The 20,511-nt window shown below is 51.1% G+C and carries 18 protein-coding genes and 1 riboswitch; of the genes, 2 read left to right on the top strand and 16 right to left on the bottom strand.

Features of this window, described 5'->3' with window-relative positions; all coding sequences use genetic code 11:
* Window positions 1-467: 467 nt before the first annotated feature.
* The 9 genes from ACFSUF_RS22240 to ACFSUF_RS22200 form a co-directional block, all read right to left on the bottom strand.
* Window positions 468-1,856, bottom strand: coding sequence for an NCS2 family permease (locus ACFSUF_RS22240; RefSeq protein ID WP_377606723.1), 1,389 nt, complete (start codon window positions 1,854-1,856; stop codon window positions 468-470).
* Between the two features lie 117 nt (window positions 1,857-1,973).
* A riboswitch (purine riboswitch) is annotated at window positions 1,974-2,073 on the bottom strand.
* A gap of 104 nt (window positions 2,074-2,177) precedes the next feature.
* On the bottom strand, window positions 2,178-2,870 hold the full coding sequence (locus ACFSUF_RS22235) for a Crp/Fnr family transcriptional regulator (protein ID WP_377606722.1): 693 nt from the start codon (window positions 2,868-2,870) through the stop codon (window positions 2,178-2,180).
* A gap of 216 nt (window positions 2,871-3,086) precedes the next feature.
* A complete protein-coding gene (locus ACFSUF_RS22230; RefSeq protein ID WP_377606720.1) occupies window positions 3,087-4,238 on the bottom strand; it encodes an alpha/beta fold hydrolase in 1,152 nt (383 codons plus the stop codon).
* Between the two features lie 247 nt (window positions 4,239-4,485).
* Complete coding sequence (gene guaA / locus ACFSUF_RS22225) at window positions 4,486-6,024, bottom strand: glutamine-hydrolyzing GMP synthase (RefSeq protein WP_377606718.1); 1,539 nt, start codon at window positions 6,022-6,024, stop codon at window positions 4,486-4,488.
* Window positions 6,025-6,164: 140 nt separating this feature from the next.
* Window positions 6,165-7,487 (bottom strand): polysaccharide deacetylase, encoded by a 1,323-nt coding sequence (locus ACFSUF_RS22220; protein ID WP_377606716.1) that lies wholly within the window; start codon window positions 7,485-7,487, stop codon window positions 6,165-6,167.
* A 143-nt stretch (window positions 7,488-7,630) separates the two neighbouring features.
* On the bottom strand, window positions 7,631-8,095 hold the full coding sequence (bcp, locus tag ACFSUF_RS22215) for a thioredoxin-dependent thiol peroxidase (protein WP_377606714.1): 465 nt from the start codon (window positions 8,093-8,095) through the stop codon (window positions 7,631-7,633).
* 27 nt (window positions 8,096-8,122) lie between these two features.
* Complete coding sequence (locus tag ACFSUF_RS22210; protein ID WP_377606712.1) at window positions 8,123-8,908, bottom strand: ABC transporter permease; 786 nt, start codon at window positions 8,906-8,908, stop codon at window positions 8,123-8,125.
* Window positions 8,909-8,912: 4 nt separating this feature from the next.
* Window positions 8,913-9,707: an ABC transporter permease gene (locus ACFSUF_RS22205; RefSeq protein ID WP_377606710.1), complete on the bottom strand. Its 795-nt coding sequence runs from the start codon at window positions 9,705-9,707 to the stop codon at window positions 8,913-8,915.
* On the bottom strand, window positions 9,700-10,716 hold the full coding sequence (locus tag ACFSUF_RS22200; RefSeq protein WP_377606709.1) for an ABC transporter ATP-binding protein: 1,017 nt from the start codon (window positions 10,714-10,716) through the stop codon (window positions 9,700-9,702). The genes ACFSUF_RS22205 and ACFSUF_RS22200 overlap by 8 nt, the downstream gene beginning before the upstream one ends.
* Before the next feature lie 138 nt (window positions 10,717-10,854).
* On the opposite strand from ACFSUF_RS22200, the gene ACFSUF_RS22195 reads away from it, so the two are divergent.
* Window positions 10,855-11,979, top strand: coding sequence for an LCP family protein (locus tag ACFSUF_RS22195; RefSeq protein WP_377606707.1), 1,125 nt, complete (start codon window positions 10,855-10,857; stop codon window positions 11,977-11,979).
* A 79-nt stretch (window positions 11,980-12,058) separates the two neighbouring features.
* A complete protein-coding gene (locus ACFSUF_RS22190; RefSeq protein ID WP_377606766.1) occupies window positions 12,059-13,387 on the top strand; it encodes a glutamate-1-semialdehyde 2,1-aminomutase in 1,329 nt (442 codons plus the stop codon).
* Window positions 13,388-13,696: 309 nt separating this feature from the next.
* On the opposite strand, the gene ACFSUF_RS22185 is transcribed toward ACFSUF_RS22190, so the two are convergent.
* From ACFSUF_RS22185 to uvsE, 7 genes are all read right to left on the bottom strand, one after another.
* Window positions 13,697-14,392 carry a class I SAM-dependent methyltransferase gene (locus ACFSUF_RS22185; RefSeq protein WP_377606705.1) on the bottom strand — a complete coding sequence of 232 codons (696 nt, stop codon included), beginning with the start codon at window positions 14,390-14,392 and terminating at the stop codon, window positions 13,697-13,699.
* Window positions 14,393-14,574: 182 nt separating this feature from the next.
* The gene (locus ACFSUF_RS22180) at window positions 14,575-15,519 is read right to left on the bottom strand and encodes a DMT family transporter (RefSeq protein ID WP_377606703.1); all 945 of its coding nucleotides are present in this window, start codon (window positions 15,517-15,519) and stop codon (window positions 14,575-14,577) included.
* 107 nt (window positions 15,520-15,626) lie between these two features.
* A complete protein-coding gene (locus ACFSUF_RS22175) occupies window positions 15,627-16,487 on the bottom strand; it encodes an inositol monophosphatase family protein (protein ID WP_377606701.1) in 861 nt (286 codons plus the stop codon).
* Between the two features lie 89 nt (window positions 16,488-16,576).
* Window positions 16,577-17,389 (bottom strand): sulfite exporter TauE/SafE family protein, encoded by an 813-nt coding sequence (locus tag ACFSUF_RS22170; RefSeq protein WP_377606764.1) that lies wholly within the window; start codon window positions 17,387-17,389, stop codon window positions 16,577-16,579.
* Between the two features lie 35 nt (window positions 17,390-17,424).
* Window positions 17,425-18,441 (bottom strand): NAD-dependent epimerase, encoded by a 1,017-nt coding sequence (locus ACFSUF_RS22165; protein WP_377606700.1) that lies wholly within the window; start codon window positions 18,439-18,441, stop codon window positions 17,425-17,427.
* A gap of 117 nt (window positions 18,442-18,558) precedes the next feature.
* Complete coding sequence (gene fabI / locus ACFSUF_RS22160; protein ID WP_377606698.1) at window positions 18,559-19,329, bottom strand: enoyl-ACP reductase FabI; 771 nt, start codon at window positions 19,327-19,329, stop codon at window positions 18,559-18,561.
* Window positions 19,330-19,415: 86 nt separating this feature from the next.
* Window positions 19,416-20,402 (bottom strand): UV DNA damage repair endonuclease UvsE, encoded by a 987-nt coding sequence (gene uvsE / locus ACFSUF_RS22155; protein ID WP_377606696.1) that lies wholly within the window; start codon window positions 20,400-20,402, stop codon window positions 19,416-19,418.
* Window positions 20,403-20,511: the final 109 nt, after the last annotated feature.

Raw genomic sequence — 20,511 nt, 5'->3', positions numbered from 1 at the left:
GTTCGTCCTGAGCCAGGATCAAACTCTCCATAAAAGAAAAGCTGATGACTCATTCCGGCTGAAACCTCCGACCCTCATACAAGGATCTTCGTTTCAGCACTAGCTGACTTATTTATTATAGTCACTGTCATGTGACTGCTTATTCGCTCGATGTTCAGTTTTCAAAGATCAAACTTCTTACTCTCGACATTCGCTCTTTTCAGCGGCGACTTGAATAATATATCACATCCGCCTATCTCATTGCAAGCTTTTTTTTAGAAAACTTATTCAATGTCTTCAAAAGCGTCTGCGTTTTTCATGCACCGCTCGAAGCGGCAAGAAGTAATATACCATGCCCTCAACATTAGTTGCAACAGGTAAAATATGACTGTAGGTTTCCCCGGGTACACGTTTTTTATACAATGTGAATTTGTTTCTTCTATATATAAGTAAAAAAAAGAGCGCCCCGAGGGACACTCCTTTATCTATTAACCTGCGCTTCCGTAGAATGCATAACGCAGAACTACCAGAATCGCCAGTACCCACATCAGCCAGTGAACTTTATGCTCGCTCTTGCCGGAGATGTTGGAAACTGCAGCGAGAATTACATAAGTCACAATACCGAAGGAAATACCGTTAGCAATATTGTAAGTGAAAGGCATAAATACGATTGTAAAGAAAGCAGGAATGGCAATGACGTAATCCGTAAAGTCGATTTCCTTAATAGACTGGATCATCAGCAAACCCACGATAATCAGCGCTGCTGCTGTAGCGGACCCCGGAATCAAGGCTGCTAACGGAGCAAGGAACAAGGAAAGCAGGAAGAATACGCCTGTTGTTACCGAAGTAAGACCTGTGCGGCCGCCTTCAGCTACGCCTGCAGCAGATTCAACATAAGCCGTTACTGTACTTGTACCCAAAAGCGCTCCACCGGATACGCCGATAGCATCTACCAGCATTGCTTTACCTACACGTTTGTGGCCTTCTTCCTGATTCTTCATCAGGCCGGCGCGGTTCGCCGTACCGACCAGCGTGCCGAATGTATCAAAAAGCTCAACGAACGTGAATGTTGCCACTACAGAAACGATTCCCGCTGTCATGACATCCGCGAAGTTAAAATCAGCGAAATTCAATTGGGTGAAATCCGGAACCCATGGAGTCAGTTCTGTGGAGATTGGCGCAACTTCACCCATAAGTGCAGCCACAACCGTTGTAGCCAGAATTCCGAATAAAATCGCTCCGCGAACCCGCAGTACCATTAGAACGGAGATAAGCAGCAAGCCGATCAATGCAATTTGTACGTTAGGGTCAGTCAGGCTTCCCATATGAAACACAGTTTGGAAGTACTTCAATTCCGTAAAGCCGGCCGGAATCGGCTCAGTTACGTCCGTAGCGATGGTCAGCAATCCGCTGTTTTTAATACCAATGATAGTAATGAACAAGCCGATCCCGACGGTAATTGCATGTTTCAAACTGTCCGGAATCGCAACCAGCATCGTCTGGCGGAATTTCGTTACAGTAAGGAGCAAGAAAATGATACCGGAGATGAATACGGCTGTTAATGCCATCTCAAATGTGAAAGTACCGTTGGAGCTAAGGATGACCGTTGCGAAATAAGCGTTCAAGCCCATACCTGGAGCTAAAGCTACAGGGAAATTCACGAACAATCCCATCAAAATCGTAAAGATACCCGCCGCAAGCGCAGTTGCCAAGAACACCGGGTACCACTGCACACCTGTCGCCCCAGAGCCGAACGCACTGAGAATGTTAGGATTGACTGTGAGAATGTAAGCCATGGCCATGAACGTAGTCAAACCCGCCATAATTTCCGTTCTTACATTGGTACCGTGTTCCTTCAACTTAAAGAAACGATCCATTTTCTTTGTTACCCCCTAAATGTATTAGAAAACACAAAAAACCGGAGTGCGTACTAGCTCTCAGGTTCCGAAAAAGAATGAAACTTCCCTCCGTGCGGCAAAATAAAGCCAATAGAAGTGGAGTTTCCCCATTTTCGTAGCCAGATCATTACGGTGATCCTGTAGAGACTCTCAGGCCTATTCCCGAGAATATACGAAAGTGATATGCAGTTAAGATTACCTACTTATATTAATGCTGCTGTCGGATCATGTCAATATAATAATACGAATTTTATACATGAAATATGTACCTAACGTTCGGTTTTAATCGCCTTTTGCCGGTTATGAGCCCATCTTTTCCAGTATATTCATATCTTTAATGAGTATTTTCTTTCGGTCAATGCTGATCAGCCCTTCTTCCTGAAGCTCAAGCAGGACTTTGGTCACTGTTTCTCTTACCGCACCTACCATATCGGCGATTTGCTGATGCGTCAGTTTCAAGTTGATCATCACTCCGTTCTGTTTCGCGACACCATGATCATCGGACAGCCGGATCAGCATTTTGTAAATGCGTGTTCTCACATTAAGAAAAGTCAAATCCTGAATCTGTTCATTCGCCTTGCGCAGCCTGTCCATCGTCGCAAACAACAAATGCTGTGTGAGCTTATTGTTCGTTTCCAGCAGTTTCTCGAAATCCGCGCGTTTAAGCACATAAAGCACAGTCGGTTCCAGCGTCTCCGCCGTAGCGGACCGGAATAGCCCTTTTTTCATCAAAGCCATCTCTCCGAAAAAATCCCCGTCCCGAAAAAAGGCAAGAATGACTTTGCGCACTCCGTCAAAGCTATATATTTTAACAACACCGGATTTGATAATATAAAAATCGTTACCTTCGTCGCCCTCCAGAAAAATCACCGAGTTCTTCTTGTACTTCTTCTCCTGAAATAACGGCATGATGGTCTGAAGCGCTACAGGGTCAAAGTCCGCGAAGAACGGGAGACTGCCTAGAAGCGTCTTGAACTTCCGCTCCGTCGCCATCGTTCGTTCCTCCTGCTACTATGTACTTCCTATCATATCTGTTTTCTGGAGGTTGGCAATATGCTTTTTCGGTATAACCGAATGCGCGCGAAACAGGAGGCTCATTATTGGCCTTATCGGCCAAGATGGAACCTCCCGCTGACAGCGAGAACACAACCCCAGCGTAACAAGGGCTCGGGAGTGTTCTTCTTATTGAATATGCTTGTCCCTTTGTTGTTAACGGAAAAACTCCATAAAAATTCGGACGGTTTCTTGCGGTTTCTCTTCAGCAATCCAATGACCGGCTTTATCCAGTTTCGCAATTTTAACATCAGTTGCATAGTTACGCAAAAACGGTTCAAGCCCGAACTTGGAACCACCAATACCGAGAACCGGCACTGAAAGCTTTTTATAAGTTTTCAGATCCTCAACATCCTGCCTTAATGTTTTATACCAGCCATTACTTGCCCGAATCGCCTCAGGGTTTGCATAACTCGAGGTGTAGACTGCTCTATCCTCTTGAGGCATAGCAGCTTTGTCATAGATCTGGTAATCAAATATCCAGTTTTGAAAGATCGCTGACTGTTCTCCTTGCAGCAATTGCTCCGGCAGTTCCGGTACGTTATTCAATGCAAACCACCACGGAAATTTAGGGCTATCTGGATTATTAACATCGTAAGATCCAGGCGGAGGCAAAATCGGTAATTTCAGAAAGTTCTCGTTTGGATGAGGAACATCCAGCATGGCTAGTTTGTTCGTAGCTTGGGGGTATTGGGCTGCATAAGCGTAAGCAACCATGGACCCGATATCATGACCTGCTATATTGATTTTCCTATAGCGAAGCTTCTTGGCCAAGGCATAAATATCTGAAGCCATCGTCTTCTTATCATAGCCGGCTTCAGGCTTGCCGGAACTGCCCATTCCACGATAATCAATGGAATAAACATGATATTTCTTCGCTAGCGCCGGCATAATTTTGTGAAATGCATACCAGTTTTGCGGCCAGCCCGGAAGAAGGAATAACGGGTCACCCTTGCCGCCCTCTACATAGTGAAGCGTAACTCCATTTACCTTTTTGTAACCGTTTTGGAAACCTGGTAGTTTTCTGACGAGTTCCATATCAGAATAAGCCTGGTTTGCTGCTTGGTTTGAATCCTCATTGCCTTTATCCGTAAGCATTTTATTCTGAGTTTTATCGGCTGCGTACTCTTTTGGCCCATTTTTCTGCTTGTTGTTTGCTGCGCAAGCTGTCAGAAGCATTAGCGATATGATAAGCATAATGGAAATCAACTTGGCAAAGAATCTCGATGTTGTTCCGGACAATACAATCCCCCCACAGATGACTTCATGTTTGCTATTACCTTTTCCCATATAAAGTAATGTATGCATGAAGTTGTCTCTGGCTGGTGTTCACAATTTTTAATATATAAAAAAGTTTGTATAAGAATGCCTATTCGACACTAACAACAAGAACGCAGTATACAAAAAAACTCCCTTCTATTGCACAATACAACGCAATAAAAGAGAGTAATTTCAGTATTTTATTGTTGCCTGGGTTGGATTTAAATCTGTTAACGCTGTAAACTCTCTTGTATCAAGGCTTCTGAGCTATGGACAACATTAAATAGGTCCAAGCCTATTCCCATTCGATCGTAGCCGGCGGTTTCGATGTAACGTCGTAAACAATCCGGTTTACGTTGTCGACTTCGTTCACGATACGAACAGAGATCTTCTCCAGCACGTCCCAAGGGATGCGCGCCCAGTCGGCGGTCATGCCGTCGATGGAGGTGACGGCGCGGATGCCGACGGTGTAGGAGTAGGTTCTGGCATCTCCCATTACGCCGACGCTCTTCATATTCGGAAGTGCGGTGAAGTACTGCCAAATTTCCCGGTCCAGTCCAGCCTTAGCAATTTCTTCGCGTAGGATGTAATCCGAATCGCGGACAATCTTCAGCTTGTCCTCTGTAACTTCGCCCAGTACGCGGATCGCAAGACCCGGGCCAGGGAATGGCTGACGCCATACGATTTCCGCAGGCAAACCGCACTCTTCTCCGACTTTGCGCACTTCGTCTTTGAACAGCGCCTTCAATGGTTCTACTAGTTTAAATTTCATGTCCTCAGGCAATCCGCCCACGTTGTGGTGGGATTTAATCGTTTGAGCCGTAGCCGTTCCGCTCTCAACGATGTCCGTATACAGCGTGCCTTGCGCAAGGAAATCGAAATCGTCGAACTGTGTGGATTCCTCTTCAAAAACACGGATGAATTCAGTACCGATAATCTTCCGCTTTTGTTCCGGATCGTCGACGCCTGCCAGTTTACCCAGGAAACGTTCCTGTGCGTCGATTTTGACCACTTTCATATCGAATTTGCCGACAAACGTTTCCATCACGCTTTCGGCTTCACCTTTACGAAGGAGACCGTGGTCGATAAACATACAAGTCAGTTGATCGCCGATCGCTTTGTGAATCAGGATAGCTACTACAGAGGAATCTACCCCGCCGCTGAGTGCGCAAAGGACCTTTTTGTCGCCAACCTGCTCCCGGATGTCACGGATCGTGTCGTCAATGAACGTTTCCATCGACCAGTTGCCTTCGCAGCCGCAGATTTTGTATAGGAAGTTGTGGATCATTTCGTTTCCTTTGATGGAATGGCGCACTTCCGGGTGGAATTGTACGGCGTACATGTTCTTGTCCGGATGGCTCATCGCTGCAATCGGAGCGTGCTCTGTGGATGCATCAACGATAAAGCCTGTCGGAGGCTCCACAACCAAATCGGAGTGGCTCATCCATACCGTCTGGTTTCTCTCCAGCCCGTGTACTAAGTGAGAGCCTTCTGTAAACACTACGTCCGCTTTCCCGTACTCGCGCTTGCCTGCCCGCTCCACTTTTCCTTGAAGCTGGTGGCTCATCAACTGCATGCCGTAGCAAATACCCAGAATCGGCACGCCAAGATCATACACGCCCGGATCTACCAGAGGCGAGTTCTCCTCATAAACACTTGCCGGTCCGCCGGAGAAAATGATCCCCTTAGGCTGAAGCTCTTTCAGCTTCTCGGCCGTTGTGTTATAAGGCAGCAGCTCGCTGTAAACTCCCAAATCACGGATCCTGCGCGCGATCAATTGGTTGTATTGTCCGCCGAAATCCAGTACTACGATTAATTCATTTGGCTTATCCATCCGAGTCTCCTTCATGAACAGTACTAAAGTTCTCTAATTTAATTGTTAATTATATAAAAGGGCGTACAACCCCGTCAAGGAAAGCCAGGCAAAAAGGCCGATATTTCCTAACCTCACCAACAATTACAGTTTGCGCCTGCTCAAGCCACATTATGTCCCCCTGATTCATAAGCAAACACGGGGCGCTCCATCAGCTCCATAATGCCGCGCAGCGGTACATATAGCCGGCCGTCCAGCAGCAGAGTGCCGGTAGGACCGGTCACGTCCCCTTTTTCCAGCTGATAGGAATGGCTTTTCTTGCCGTAAAGTAGTGTAACCGTTCGGTCCGCCGGTTTCCAGCGCAGGCTCCCTCCGGCTTCTTGCACAGTCTTTCGCAGTGGAACATATAAACTGCCGTTCACCAGCAGAGTCTCTTCTGAAGAAAACTCCATTCGCTGCGTTTTCCACGTTACGGATACGTCTTTATCTAATCGGGCGTAGGCCGCTTTAGCCTTCACCGGGTTCCGTACCGGCTGCTCGGGAACTGCCGCAAGGGGTGCCTTTTGCTCATATGGAAATGATCCCCTGCTGCTTAACGCCCCACCCTTCAGGAAATCGTCCATGCTCATCCTGCGGTCCCATTTGGTCGAAGCCCCCAGCGTAAACAAGACGGGCTTCACCTTTTCGCTAAGTGCGGCGAACCGGTATCCTTTGTCTTTGAACAATTGGATAATGGCAGGCAGCGCCTTTACGGACTCCTCATGCCCCGTACCGTCATGCAAAAGCACCACCGCCTCATGGCTGAACCGGCTGTTCCGGACGGAAGAAACAATTTCGGAAGCAGGTACATGCTTCCGCCTAGCGTCAGCGCTGTCGATGTTCCAGTCATGAACGGTATAGCCCGCCTGATCCAGATAGTAGAAGTAAAACGCGTCAAAGTTCCGGTACGTTCCTCCCGGTGCACGCAGCAAAGCAGGAGCCTCGCCTACGGTGCGCAGAAACGCCCTCTCCGTCTTCGCCACCTGATTCCAGAAACGCGGGAAATCCGAATATAAATCTTGATATTCATGATCATAAGTATGATTGCCAAGCGCATGACCTTCTCTGACCACTCGTTTCACAATGTCCGGATACGACTCCACATGCTCGCCGACTTCGAAAAAGGTAGCTTTAATATTCTCTTTTTTCAAAATGTCCAAAATTTTCGGAGTGAGCAGGCTGGGCCCGTCATCGAAGGTTAAATAGACCGTTTTCTGCTGCGGCGACTCGTAAGTTCTCGGCTGTAAAATCCTCTCTCCGCGGGAGAGCCTTTTATAAATATGGTCGTTATAAGAAATGGACTGCCGGCCTGATGCCGCAGCATCCGAAACCGGCACCATGATCAGCACCGCCAATAAACAGAATACGAATCCCCATACCATACTTTTAAATATGACGCGTGCCCCGCCCGGTGTTTGTGCTGCCGACGCTTTCTTTCCTCTCATATCCGTTCCCCCATACGACCGTGAAGTCGAAGATTTGACCGTTCTAGTAGAGGATATGGAAGATTACCCGCTTTTATACCACGGCGTGCCCGGAAATGAAAAAAACCTTCCAGGCTTATGCCTGAAAGGTTTCTTCTTCCCTTTTACAATTCCTTAACAGCCTCTATGACCTCTTGCACATGGTTTTTGACTCTTAGGTTGCGCCACTCTTTTGCTAGATTTCCCTCTTTGTCGATCAGGAAGGTGGAGCGTACGACGCCCATATACTCTTTGCCGTACAATTTCTTCAGCTGCCACACCCCGAACAGCTCGCAAACCTTCAATTCCGTATCCGACAAAAGCGGGAAAGGCAGTTCAAACTTCGCTGCAAATTTCCCGTGCGACTTCAGATCGTCCGGCGAGATGCCAAGCACTACCGTATCCAACTGCGCAAACTGCCCGTTGTAGTCACGGAAATCGCAGGATTCCTGTGTGCAGGCAGGCGTATTGTCCTTAGGATAAAAATAAATCACGATCTGTTTGCCTCTGTAGTCGCTAAGGGAAATAGTTTGTCCCGTAGATGAAGGCAGCGTAAAATCCGGAACCGGTTGTCCGATTTGAATAGTCATAGTTGGTACAGCTCCTTCGTAGCCAGATTAAGATCCCGCGCCGCGGTACCGTTTCACTCCATAGTTCCATACACTCAGCCCGATCCAGAGGAATACCATCCCGACCACTGGCGTGAGCAGCGAAAAGCCCCGGGACACTTCTTTATGCAGAAAGAACGCCGCCGGATAAATCCCTACGAAAGCAAACGGCAAAATCCACGTCAGCAGAATGCGGATTGCTTTATTGTAAATGGTTACGGGATAGCGTCCGTAGTTCTGAATATTCCACATCAGCGGCAGAATGCCCGTCGGTGCATCCGAGAAAAAAGCAATGGCCGTAAGCGCCGTGTAGATGCCGAAATATATCATGGAAGCGCCGATCACCATCAGCACGAAAATAAAGGGATCATACCACATCAGTGACAAATCGAGCTGGAACCAGGCCCACACCATGATGATGAACCCTACAACCGAACCGATCAGGGAAGGAGGGTCCATATTTTCCAGAATGACCTGAAACAGATTATGCGCCGGGCGTGTCAGAACGCGGTCCATCTCGCCTTTGGTAATGTAGCGTTCGCTGAAGCCCCACAGGTTAAAAAAGCAGCTGAACAAGCCGTAAGGCACCATGAAGAATCCGTAAATAAAAATGATTTCAGCCTCAGTCCAGCCTCCAAGCAGCTTTGTATGCGTAAATACAATCAGGATGAAGAACAGGTTCATTCCCTGGAACATCAGGTCCGCGAGCATTTCCACGACCAGATCGGCGCGGTACGTGAGCTTGGTTTTCATGTAATTTTTGAAGTATTCCCCAAACAGTCTCATATAGAACATTGAATCAGCCTCCCTGCACGAACAAACGGTTTCTGGCGGCGCGCCACACCAGGGCGATCGGCACGATCAGCACAGCGAACCAGACGATCTGTACGCCAAGGACCTGCAGGACCGCGGAGCCGGTGGTTTTGCCTGTGAAGACAGAACCCGGCAGGTACGTTATCGCTTGGAAAGGAAGCCAGTCCATCAAGGGCCGGAACCAGCCCGGGAAGAAGGAAATAGGAACGACCAAGCCGGAGAAAAGATCTACGATGACCCGCTTCATCCGCATCATGCCCTCATTATTTTCCACGAAAAAAGCGAATAAGCCCGTTAAAATGTTAATTTGCGAATTGATCAGGAAGCTAAAAAATAACATGACCAGAAATACGGCCCATGTGCCTGGATCGGTCGGCAGACGCACCGGAAATAAAAGCGTCACGATCAGCATGCCCGGAATCATAAACAACAGGAAGCGGAAGATGCCTTCGCCGAATCCTTGCATCATTTTGACCAAAAGATAGTTGTACGGCCTGATGAATTGAATGGCTACGCTACCGTCGCGGATGTCATTGGCGATCTCCCTGTCCAGGTTGTTGAAATAGAACGCCCGCGCCATCCAGGAAACCGCAACGTAAGTCGTCATCATCGTCACGGTCATGCCGCCAAGCTCCGCCTGCGCTCCGTATATCGCCTTCCACAGGAAGTAATAGGCCCCGATATTAATGGCGTAAATAGCGATCCCTGAGTAATAATTCACCCTATAGGCAAGCATCATCAGGAAGCGGATCCGGATAAAGTCGAAATAAGCGCTAAACATGGACGGCTTCACCCGCTGACCCGGTTTTGTAGATTTCGCGCACAATATCATCGGTGTTGGTTTCAAAGATTTTGATATCCCGGATTTCGGTCGATCCTACCACTCTGCTGAGCACATCGGACACATTCACGTCCAGCGGGATCCAGACTTTTGCCGTAACCTCGTTCTCTTCGGACCATTCTACGGGAAGGCCGGCCGTCAGTAAGCGGAGTTTCGTGATATCATGCCTGTCAGCGAACTGAAACTGGACCTCTTTCCCCTTGCCCCACTTCTCTTTCATTTCCTCCAAGCCGCCGTCATAAATGATTTGGCCGTCGTCGAGCATAATAACTCTAGAGCATAGAGCTTCTATATCCTGCAAATCGTGGGTCGTGAGCAAAATAGTGGTTTCATACCGCTGGTTCAGGGATTTCAGAAAATCCCGGATCTCCGTTTTCACCACGATATCCAGGCCGATCGTAGGCTCGTCCAGAAACAGGATTTCCGGATTGTGGATGAGCGAGGCTGCCAGCTCGCAGCGCATCCGCTGCCCAAGACTTAACTTGCGTACCGGGCGGTTGAGCAATTCGTTTAACTGCAGGCGCTCGACCAGCTCGTCCAGCCGAAGCTTGAACTCTTTTTCACCGACCTTGTATACTTTGCGCAGCAGCTGGAACGATTCGATGACGCCGATATCCCACCACAACTGGCTTCTCTGGCCGAACACGACGCCGATCCCCTGCACGAACTTCTCTCTTTCCTGGTGCGGTACAAAGCCGTTTACCTTGATATGGCCGGCGGTCGGGACGAGGATGCCTGTGAGCATTTTGATCGTCGTCGACTTGCCTGCCCCGTTCTCGCCGATATATCCGCAGATTTCCCCTTTGGGTATTTGGAATGAGATATCTTTTACCGCAGTGACATGAGTATATTCCCTCCGGAATAAATCTTTAAGAGCGCCGGTTACGCCCTCCCGGTTTTTTTGAATCTTGAATTCTTTGCGTAAATCCTGCACATCTATGGCAAACATAGAACGGCATACACCTCCAATATTCGACAGTTCCTGCCGTAATTCTATGGAAAATACTTTTTTTTCCTAGTATAATGTTATGATGACTTAAATATTTTACAGGGTAACCGAGGGAACATCAAGGAAAGGGTAGATCATATGAACCGTAAGTGGAAATGGACGCTAAGTATCGTGTCCTTAGCTATCGTTGCTTGGGTTGGATACTATGCCTACGGCATTTATAATGCAGCAAACAATTTCAGCAAGGCGCCAGACAAGTCCCGCTTCGGCAACTTCACTCCGGTGAAGGAACAGGAACCTCCCAAGTGGGAGGGTAAGGAGCGCGTGAACATTCTGCTGCTTGGCGGAGATGAGCGCGGGCTCCGCCAGAACGAGACGCCTCGATCGGACTCTATTATGGTGGCTTCCCTCGACCCCGTTACGCATAAAGCGCATTTGTTTTCTATTCTCCGCGATACCTATGTAGATATTCCGGGATATAGGGATAATCGTATCAATGCTGCATTGAGCCTGGGCGGACCTGAGCTCTCGATGAAGACCGTGAGCGATTATCTGGGAATTCCCATTCAATATTATGTGTACACCGATTTTCAAGGGTTTATTGCTTTGATTGATTCGATCGGCGGCATCGATTTTGAGGTCGAGAAGGATATGCATTATGTCGACGCGGCTGACGATCATGTATATGATATCGATTTGAAAAAGGGCATGCAGCATCTGGACGGCAAAAAGGCGCTGCAATACGTGCGTTTCCGGCATGATGCCCTTTCCGACTTCACCCGTACGGAACGGCAGAGGAATTTCATGAAGGCGGTAGCCGATAAGCTGCAGTCCACTACCTCCCTGCTGAAGCTGCCGGCCATTCTGAACAGCGTCAGCCCGTATATCGAGACGAACCTGTCCGTAACGGATATGCTGAAACTCGCCAGCCTCGGTTATGAAAGTAAGGCCTCCGGCGTGAAGACGGTGCAGATCCCTCCGAAGGAGCTGATCTACAGCGACCGGGTTGGCGGCGCATCGGTGCTTCGCGCGGACGAGGAGAAGCTGCGGGTTTATGTCCAGGAGCTGTTCCAGGCAGCGGATGCACCGGCGGGAGACGGAACGACCGGCGGCGACTCCGGGAGTTCAGGGGATTCCGGTAATGCAGGGCAGTCGGGTAATTCGGGGGAATCGGCTAGTTCGGGGGAGTCGGATGCTTCCGCTGATTCGGCCGGCAATGCTGACGTTCAGGAGACTGCGGCGGATGAGAGTTTGACGGAGTAGGTTAGTTGTGAGAGCTTCTTCCATTGGGAGAAGCTCTTTGTTTTTGGTACAATGGGAGAGGCTGGTTTACGTTGTAATGATGAAAGGATGTTGTAGTTTGAGTAGAGTTCAATCGGAACTGTTGTATAAAGATGCTTTGGAGCATATCGTCGGGGGCGTCAACTCCCCTTCCCGCTCGTTCAAGGCAGTGGGCGGCGGTGCTCCCGTATTTATGAAACGTGCTGAGGGTGCGTATTTCTGGGATGTGGACGGCAACAAATATATTGATTACCTGGCTGCATACGGTCCGATTATAACAGGTCATGCCCATCCGCATGTAACGGAAGCGATCGTGAGAGCGGCTCAGAACGGCACGTTGTATGGTACGCCGACAGAAAATGAAGTCGTGTTCGCACGTATGCTGAAGGAAGCGATTCCTTCGATGGATAAAGTCCGGTTTGTGAACTCCGGCACGGAGGCGGTAATGACGACGATCCGTGTTGCGCGGGCCTTTACTAAGCGCAACAAGATTATTAAATTTGCGGGATGCTATCACGGGCATTCCGACCTTGTGCTGGTGGCGGCAGGCTCCGGTCCGTCCACACTGGGCATTCCGGACAGCGCCGGGATTCCGCCAAGCATCGCGCAAGAGGTCATCACGGTACCGTTCAATGACCTGGATTCGCTGCGGGCGGCGCTGGAACGCTGGGGCGACGACGTCGCGGCGGTCATGGTCGAGCCGATTGTCGGCAACTTCGGCATGGTGATGCCGCACGACGGCTTCCTCGAGGGGTTGTGCCGGGTCACTCGCGAATATGGCGCACTCGTCATCTACGACGAGGTAATCAGCGCCTTCCGCTTCCATTACGGCTCAACCCAGACCTACGCGGCGTTCCCTGATCATGCCGCGATCGAGCCGGACTTGACCGCGCTCGGCAAGATCATCGGCGGCGGGCTGCCGATCGGCGCTTACGGCGGCCGCAAGCATGTGATGGAGCAGGTTGCCCCGCTTGGCCCCGCCTACCAGGCGGGAACGATGGCAGGGAACCCGGCCTCCATCTCGGCAGGCATCGCCTGCCTGGAGGTGCTGCAGCAGCCGGGCGTATATGCGCGCCTCGAGCAGCTCGCTGCGCGCTTGGCGGACGGCCTCGCGGCGTCTGCTGCGCGGTCCGGGATGCCTCTGACGGTGAACCGTATCGGCGGTGCGTTCTCGACGCATTTTTGCGGTCATCCGGTCACCAACTATGAGGAGGCGCAGAGCTCCGATAGCGAGCAGTTCGCGCAGTTTTTCCGCGCGATGCTGGAGCAGGGCGTCTGCTTGGCGCCGTCCAAGTACGAGGCATGGTTCCTGACCACTGCCCACACGGATGCTGACATCGCAGCCACGCTGGAAGCCGTGGACCGGGCTTTTGCGGGGATGCGGGGATAAATGCCAAAAAAGAACCTTCGGCTTAGCCGAGGTTCTTTTTTTTTGTGTGTCGGGCAGCGCCGAAAGGTACCCGATGCGCGTGCAGCGGTACTTTTGGGCGTTACAGTGGGTCCGGTGCACGTGTAACGGTACTTTTGGGCGTTACAGTGGGTCCGGTACGCGTGTAACGGTACTTTTGGGCGTTAGACGGGGGCCGATGCGCGTGCAGCGGTACTTTTGGGCGTTACAGTGGGTCCGGTGCGCGTGTAACATACTTTTGGGCGTTACATTCTTACTCTACCTCCGCGGTGGCGTGCTCAGGACTAGATACTACACCTGCAGCCACCATACGCCAGTGCATTCCGGCAGAATGCGGGAGCCTGAGGCGCGGACGCGTTCTGCCAGTTCGTCCCCGAAGAAGAAACGCGACAACGACTCCGCCTCCTCCGCGGATGCGAACTCGTAGTCGGTACGGATCCACGTGTGCGTGAATCCGTACCGTTCCTGCAAAGCCGCATAATACGGCTGCAGGAAATCCGGTCCGGCTGGCGCCTCGTGGCCGGTACCCAGCGTCTCGAGCACGATCACCGTGCCTCCCGGACGGACAACCCGCTTCATCTCCCCCACCGCGGCGGCCAGGTCGGCCTCCCAGTCCGGGTTGTTCGATGAAGCCAAATAACACACCGTCCAGCCTGCCGTTAACACGTCGGCGGACGCATCCGCAACCGGCAGCTCCCTATGGTCGGCCACCGCTGTCCTCCACGTACCGGCCTCCATGTCCGTCAGCCTCCCTGCGAGCACTTCCAGCATCGCCGCAGAGGCGTCTGTTGCTGTCACCGAAGCCCCTTCCGCCGCCAGCAGGCAGCTGAGCCTTCCCGTTCCCGCTCCCATGTCAACGAGGTGTTTTCCTTGAAAGGAGCATATTTCTTTTAGCGTCCGCAAAATGTTACCATCTTTGTCCTCCCGCGAAATTAACAGCTCATAGCGGGCCGCTTCCTCGGCATAAATCTGATCATGATCCGGCAAACCATTCTCCTCCATTCTTTGATCAGTAGAGTACATGTGGTTGGCGTGTGTTGATGATATGTCTGGGTTAGTGGATGGTAGGCAGGGAGTGTCCCCCTGCTCTACGATGTCCCGACGGTTTATCTCTTTCGCTGAAAGCCAGTACCGTCAGGGTTCCCGTCACAAACGGGCATGACTTCCCCCTAAGAAACCGGCTCCGCAACGGCCGCCGGCGCCTCAGGCGCCTCTTCCTTCCGCTCCCGCCGGATAAACATCCACACGCCGCCGATCAGCAGCGCCCCTGCGAAAAACTGCACCGGCGTAACGACTTCCCCAAGCAGAAAAAAGGCCAGCAAGGTGGAGCCGAGCGGCTCGCCAAGCACCGCCATGGATACCGACGTGGCGTGCATGTATTTTAACAGCCAATTAAACAGGTAATGCCCCAGGATCGTCGGCACGACCGCTAACAGGCCGAACATGGTCCAATCTTGAGCGCTGTACGCAACAAAGGAAAATCCGCGAAACGCACTGTACGCGGCCAACACGCCTCCTGCAATGAAGAATACGGCCGAGCTGTAGGTTACGGCGGACATCTTTCCGCGCATGCTTTGTCCAAACAGCATATGGAATGCCACCGCGGCAGTACCGATCAAAGACAACAGGTCCCCTTGAAGAGCCCGGGCAGACAATCCGAAGTCGCCCCAGCCTATGGCAATGGCACCCAGCACGGCAATCCCCATACTGGCCAAACGGCGTCCATCCGTTCGCTGCTTGAATACCCACAAGGAACCGATCATGACCAGCACGGGTTCCAAAGCAAGCAATGCCGTCGAGCTCGCCACTGATGTATACCTCAACGATTCCATCCAAAACAGAAAATGAAGCCCTAACGCCGCACCCGATCCAAAAAGCATGGTCCAATCACGGCCAGTCAGTCCTTTCAGTTCCCGGCGGGAACGCCACGCAAAAGGAAACAGCAGCGCATTCGTGATCCAGAGCCGCCACATAGCTGCAATCGCCACAGGAGCGGCCGTCCATTTGATGAAAATGGAAGAAAATGAAATCGCCACAATCCCTATGACCAGAATCAACACGATCAGAAGCGGCTTCGGCGCCGATCGTGATGCAGACAAATCAGTCTTATTCATGATGCCATTCAACTCCAGATGCAAATGTAATAGGGCGCAAAAAAATAGGCCCCCGTATCAGGATAGCCTATTTGCATTGCATAGGTAAACTAGATTATGGAGAGAAATCAGACGCCCCCGGCAGACAACAACGTGTCCTTAAGCTCTTCATGAATCTTTCCGTTGGTTGCCAAAATGTTACGGACGCCCAAATGATACGGCTCACCGTTAATATCCGACAGCCTGCCGCCCGCCTCTTGAATCAACAGCGAGCCTGCAGCCAAGTCCCAGGAACTCAAGTTCATTTCCCAGAATCCGCTCAGCCGGCCAGCAGCGATATAAGCCAAATGAAGGGCTGCGGAGCCGCCTGCCCGGATGTTGCGGACTTTGGGAGCTACCGCCTGAAGCTGCGCCATGTTAGCCGGGTAGGCAACGATGGGATCCGCGGGAAAGCCCGTGGCTACCAGACTGTCGCTGAGCACCTCTTCTTCCGCTACGGATAGCTTACGGTTCCGCAAGTAAGCTCCTTTTCCTTTTTCAGCAACGAATAACTCATCTCTGGAAGGATCATAGACGACGCCGACAATCACTTCCCCTTTATACGCCAAAGCAATGGATACCGAATAAAAAGGAAACTGATGCACATAATTCGTTGTCCCGTCGATCGGATCCACGATCCATAGGTATTCCGCGTCCTGAACGTTCCGAAGGGCTTGGGCCGACGCTTCCGGGCCGGGCTCCACGCCTTCTTCCCCTAGAAATGCATGGTCCGGAAAGTGTGTATGTACGAGCTTCCGGATGAGCGCTTCGGCTCCTTTGTCCATCTCGGTTACCAGGTCCTGACGCGAATATTTTGTATTTAAACTGGTGTGCGTGCCCAGCTTGATCTTGATCCATTCCCCCGCTTTCGCGGCACAGTTGACGGCAACGGCAGTAAAGCTCTTGCTTCCTACCACATAAGGCTGTTCAGCTGTATTCTCTACCGGCATCTCGCTCTCCCCTTTATGATTGAACTCTCTACAAATATACGTCATTTCACGCTAAACGTTTCGTTATTCTCTATGAAATCCCCGCTTGTCTACGTCCAACCTTCGGCGATCGTTTTCACTGCTACCCCGAACATCGTGATTCTCAGCAGCCAAAGCAGCCCTTTTCCGCTCAACTTTCCCGCGATCCAGGCACCCGCCTTCCCCCCGATCCAGGCACCCGGAGCAAGCGCGGCCACACTCATCCAATCCACATCGCCGTTCCACATATGTACCGAGCTTCCTAAAATAGCCGAGAAAAAGATGACGAACATGGAAGTAGCCGTAGCAATATGGGCGGGATACCCGAATAAAATGACCATAACCGGCACAAATAGAGAACCTCCGCCAATCCCGAACAGTCCGGACACGAGTCCGACCAGAAATCCGAGGAGTAAAGCCGACAAGATCGTATAGCCGTAATGATAAGTCTGGCCTTGAGCGTCTGTAAAAGACCTTTTGATACTCCAATCGATTTGAAAAGGTTTAATGTAATCCCTTGCAATCAGCAGTCCTGCCATCGCCAGCATGAAAAAACCGAAGATGAGCTGAAAGCGGTCGGGGTTAAGCACTCCGGTCAAAGCAGCTCCCAGCATGGAAGCCGGGCCGCTTGCCGCAAAATAGAGCCATCCCCCTTTGTAGTCAATCTTCTTTTGCTTCATGTACGTTAAAGAGGAGGATAACGCGGTAATGATCAAGACGGTTAAGGAAGTTCCTACAGCTTCTGTTGCAGAATACTCCCTACCCATCAGTACAGGGCCTAAGTACATCAGGGCCGGCACCGTGATGATCCCTCCCCCCAGCCCTACAATACTGCCGAACGTGGCCGAAACCAAACCGATCAGCAGCAGAATTACGATTGTCAGCACTAGGAAGCCTTCTTTCACTTAAAAAATGATGATTACTTTACATCATAAAAGGTTTTGTACCAATCTACGAATCGACGAACGCCTTCCTCCACCGGGGTGCTCGCCGTAAACCCGGCATCACGCCGTAAATCCTCCATGTCGGCATACGTTTCTATAACATCGCCGTCCTGTAGAGGCATATACTTCTTTTCCGCCGTTATTCCCAATGCCTGCTCAATATACTCTATGAAACGAAGAAGCGAGACCGGTTCATGGTTTCCGATATTATACAGGCGGTAAGGCGCGCGCGAGGTTGCGGGATCGGGCTGCAATCCGTTCCAGGCCGGGTTGCCCTCAGCTGGCTGGAACAGCACGCGCACCACGCCGTCGGCAATGTCGTCAATATAGGTGAAGTCACGCTTCATCCGTCCTTCATTGTAGACTTCAATCGGTTTCCCCTCCAAAATACTGCGCACAAATTTGAAGGCAGCCATGTCAGGGCGGCCCCAAGGTCCGTAAACCGTAAAGAACCTGAGCCCCGTAGTCGAAATTCCGTACAAATGACTGTAGGAGTGCGCCATCGCCTCATTTGCGAGCTTAGTTGCGGCATATAAGCTAAGCGGATGGTCAGCTCCGTCATGCACCGAAAAAGGCATCCGCTCGTTCGCCCCATAAACGGAGCTCGAAGAAGCGTAGACCAGGTGCTTCACAGGATAATGCCGGCAGGCTTCCAGCATATTTAGAAACCCTGACACGTTGCTTTGAACATAAGCTCTAGGCTCCTCTAGACTGTATCTTACGCCCGCCTGTGCCGCCAAATGCACAACATAGTCAAAATGGTTCTTTCGGAACAGTTGTATCATGTCGTACTCCTGCTCCATAGAGAGGACATGGAAGGCAAAACCTGAATATCCCTCCAGCTGTTGAAGTCTCGCCTCTTTCAGTCCGGGATCGTAATAATCGTTCATGTTATCGATTCCGGTTACTTGGTATCCTTGTTCCAGCAGCAGTTTGCTGACATGCATTCCTATAAATCCGGCCGCGCCGGTCACCAATATCGATTCTTTCATGCGAACTCCGCCTTGTTCTTAATTAGTGTAATGTTATTGTGCCTTGGATACGGCAAAAAACGCATGACCCCACGCCCAGCACGGTAGTCATGCGTTATTTACAATCCGGCCGAAGGATTAGATGCCGACGATGTTATAGCCGCCGTCTACATAGATCACTTCGCCGGTGATGCCGCGGGACAAGTGGCTCATCAGGAACATAGCCGTGTCGCCTACTTCGGCGGTCTCGGTTGTGCGGCGAAGCGGAGCTTTCTGTTCCACTTCACGCAAAATCGCATTGAAATCTTTAATGCCTTTAGCTGCAAGCGTCCGAATCGGGCCTGCGGAAATGGCGTTCACACGTACATTGTATTGTCCCAGGTCAGCTGCAAGGTAGCGTACGGAAGATTCCAACGCCGCTTTGGCAACGCCCATGACGTTGTAGTTGCGAAGCGCGCGCTCGGCACCGAGGTAGGTCATCGTCATGATGCTGCCGCCTTCGGTCATCAGCGGATACATGCGCTGTGCTACAGCAACAAGGGAATAAGCGCTGATGTCGTGAGCAAGAGCAAAGCCTGCCCGGGACGTGTCCACGAACATGCCCTCAAGCTCTTCGCCTTTCGCGAAGGCAATGCTGTGCACAAGGCCGTGAAGTACGCCGAGGCGCTCCTTCAGCTGCGACGCCAGCGCATCGATTTCCTCATCTACCGTAACGTTACACTGCAGCACTTCGGATCCCGGGATCGTTGCCGCCAGTTTGTTCACGCGTTCTTGTACGCGTTCGTTCTCGTATGTAAATACCAGGCGCGCGCCTTGCGCAGCGAGGGATTGAGCAATCGCCCAAGCGATACTGCGATCGTTGGCAACGCCCATAACTAGAATATTCTTGCCTTCTAACAATTGGCTCATCTAAGGAAGCTCCTTTCAATACGGAAAAATAGACAGGTCTGCCTGCAGTTTCTTCTTGTCCACCGTAACCCATTTGAGCCTCAAATTCAAGCGAAAACTTCCACGGATGCTTGGTTTATCTGTCGAATTCCCTCGGTATCTCGCAAATCCTCCATCAAGCGGAACAATGCGGCGTCTTTCATCTTTGCTTCAATCATCACATCCAGCTTGGCGGTCTCCGGAGCGATCGCCCTCAAAAAACCCAGAAGCTGTTCCTTGTCCACATAGTCGGCGTGGCCGCGGGGATCTTTTTCACTTTTGGGACTGGAAACGTGAATTTTGGGAGGCAGGTCCTCCATCGGGATCCCTGCCCTGTTGTTCCGCCATGTGTCCAGCACACGTGTCCAGAATCCGTACCCTGCATCTTCTTCATGGTTTACGGCATGGTGGTGAATGTCCAAAACCATCGGCACCTGAACCTCTTCGCAGATCGCCAGCGTTTCCAGGGCGTTGAATGTTTTGTCGTCATTCTCAAGCGTAATCCGTCTGGCCAGCCGTTCATCCATCGTTTGAAAATTCCGGATAAACCGTTTGGCCGCCTCTTCTTTATTCCCGTAGGAGCCGCCCACATGAATGTTGCACATAGCGGACTCGTCCAAACCCATCGCTTCCAGCATCCTTACATGACGATCCAGGTCGGCCAGGGACTTGCGCAGGATATCTTTTTTGGGCGTGCTTAACACGGTAAAATGATCGGGATGAAACGACACCCGCATCCCATGTTCTTTGGCATAACCGCCGGTCTCAGCAAAAGCAGGAGTAAGCGCGGGAATCGGGTCCCACTCCTCGAGCATTTCATGGCCCAGGAGCGGCACCAGCTTGGATGAAAAGCGGTACAGCTTAATATCATGTGCCCGGTTATGGCGCAGCAGGCGCAGCGAATTATGAAGGTTCTCTCCTGCAAGCCGCTCCAGTTTCCGGACCGCCGCCTCCCGGTCGGTAATGCTGCTGAACACGGTAGCGGTCATTGTTTTTGAGGGTGAGGCGTTCTTCACAACAGCGGACATGGCTACGTAGCCGAAACGTACGATCATTCTGATTTCCTCCGTCACTTCGCCAGGATATCCATAATTTGCCCTTCGGCAGATTTTTTACTCTTGACAATGTTTTTGTCTCAATGCTAAGATCATGGAAAATAATTCT

The sequence above is a fragment of the Paenibacillus gansuensis genome (assembly GCF_042684925.1).
Lineage (GTDB): Bacteria > Bacillota > Bacilli > Paenibacillales > DY6 > Paenibacillus_N > Paenibacillus_N gansuensis.
Note: the sequence above shows the minus strand (reverse complement) of the source record. Positions and strands in the feature narration are given on the sequence as shown.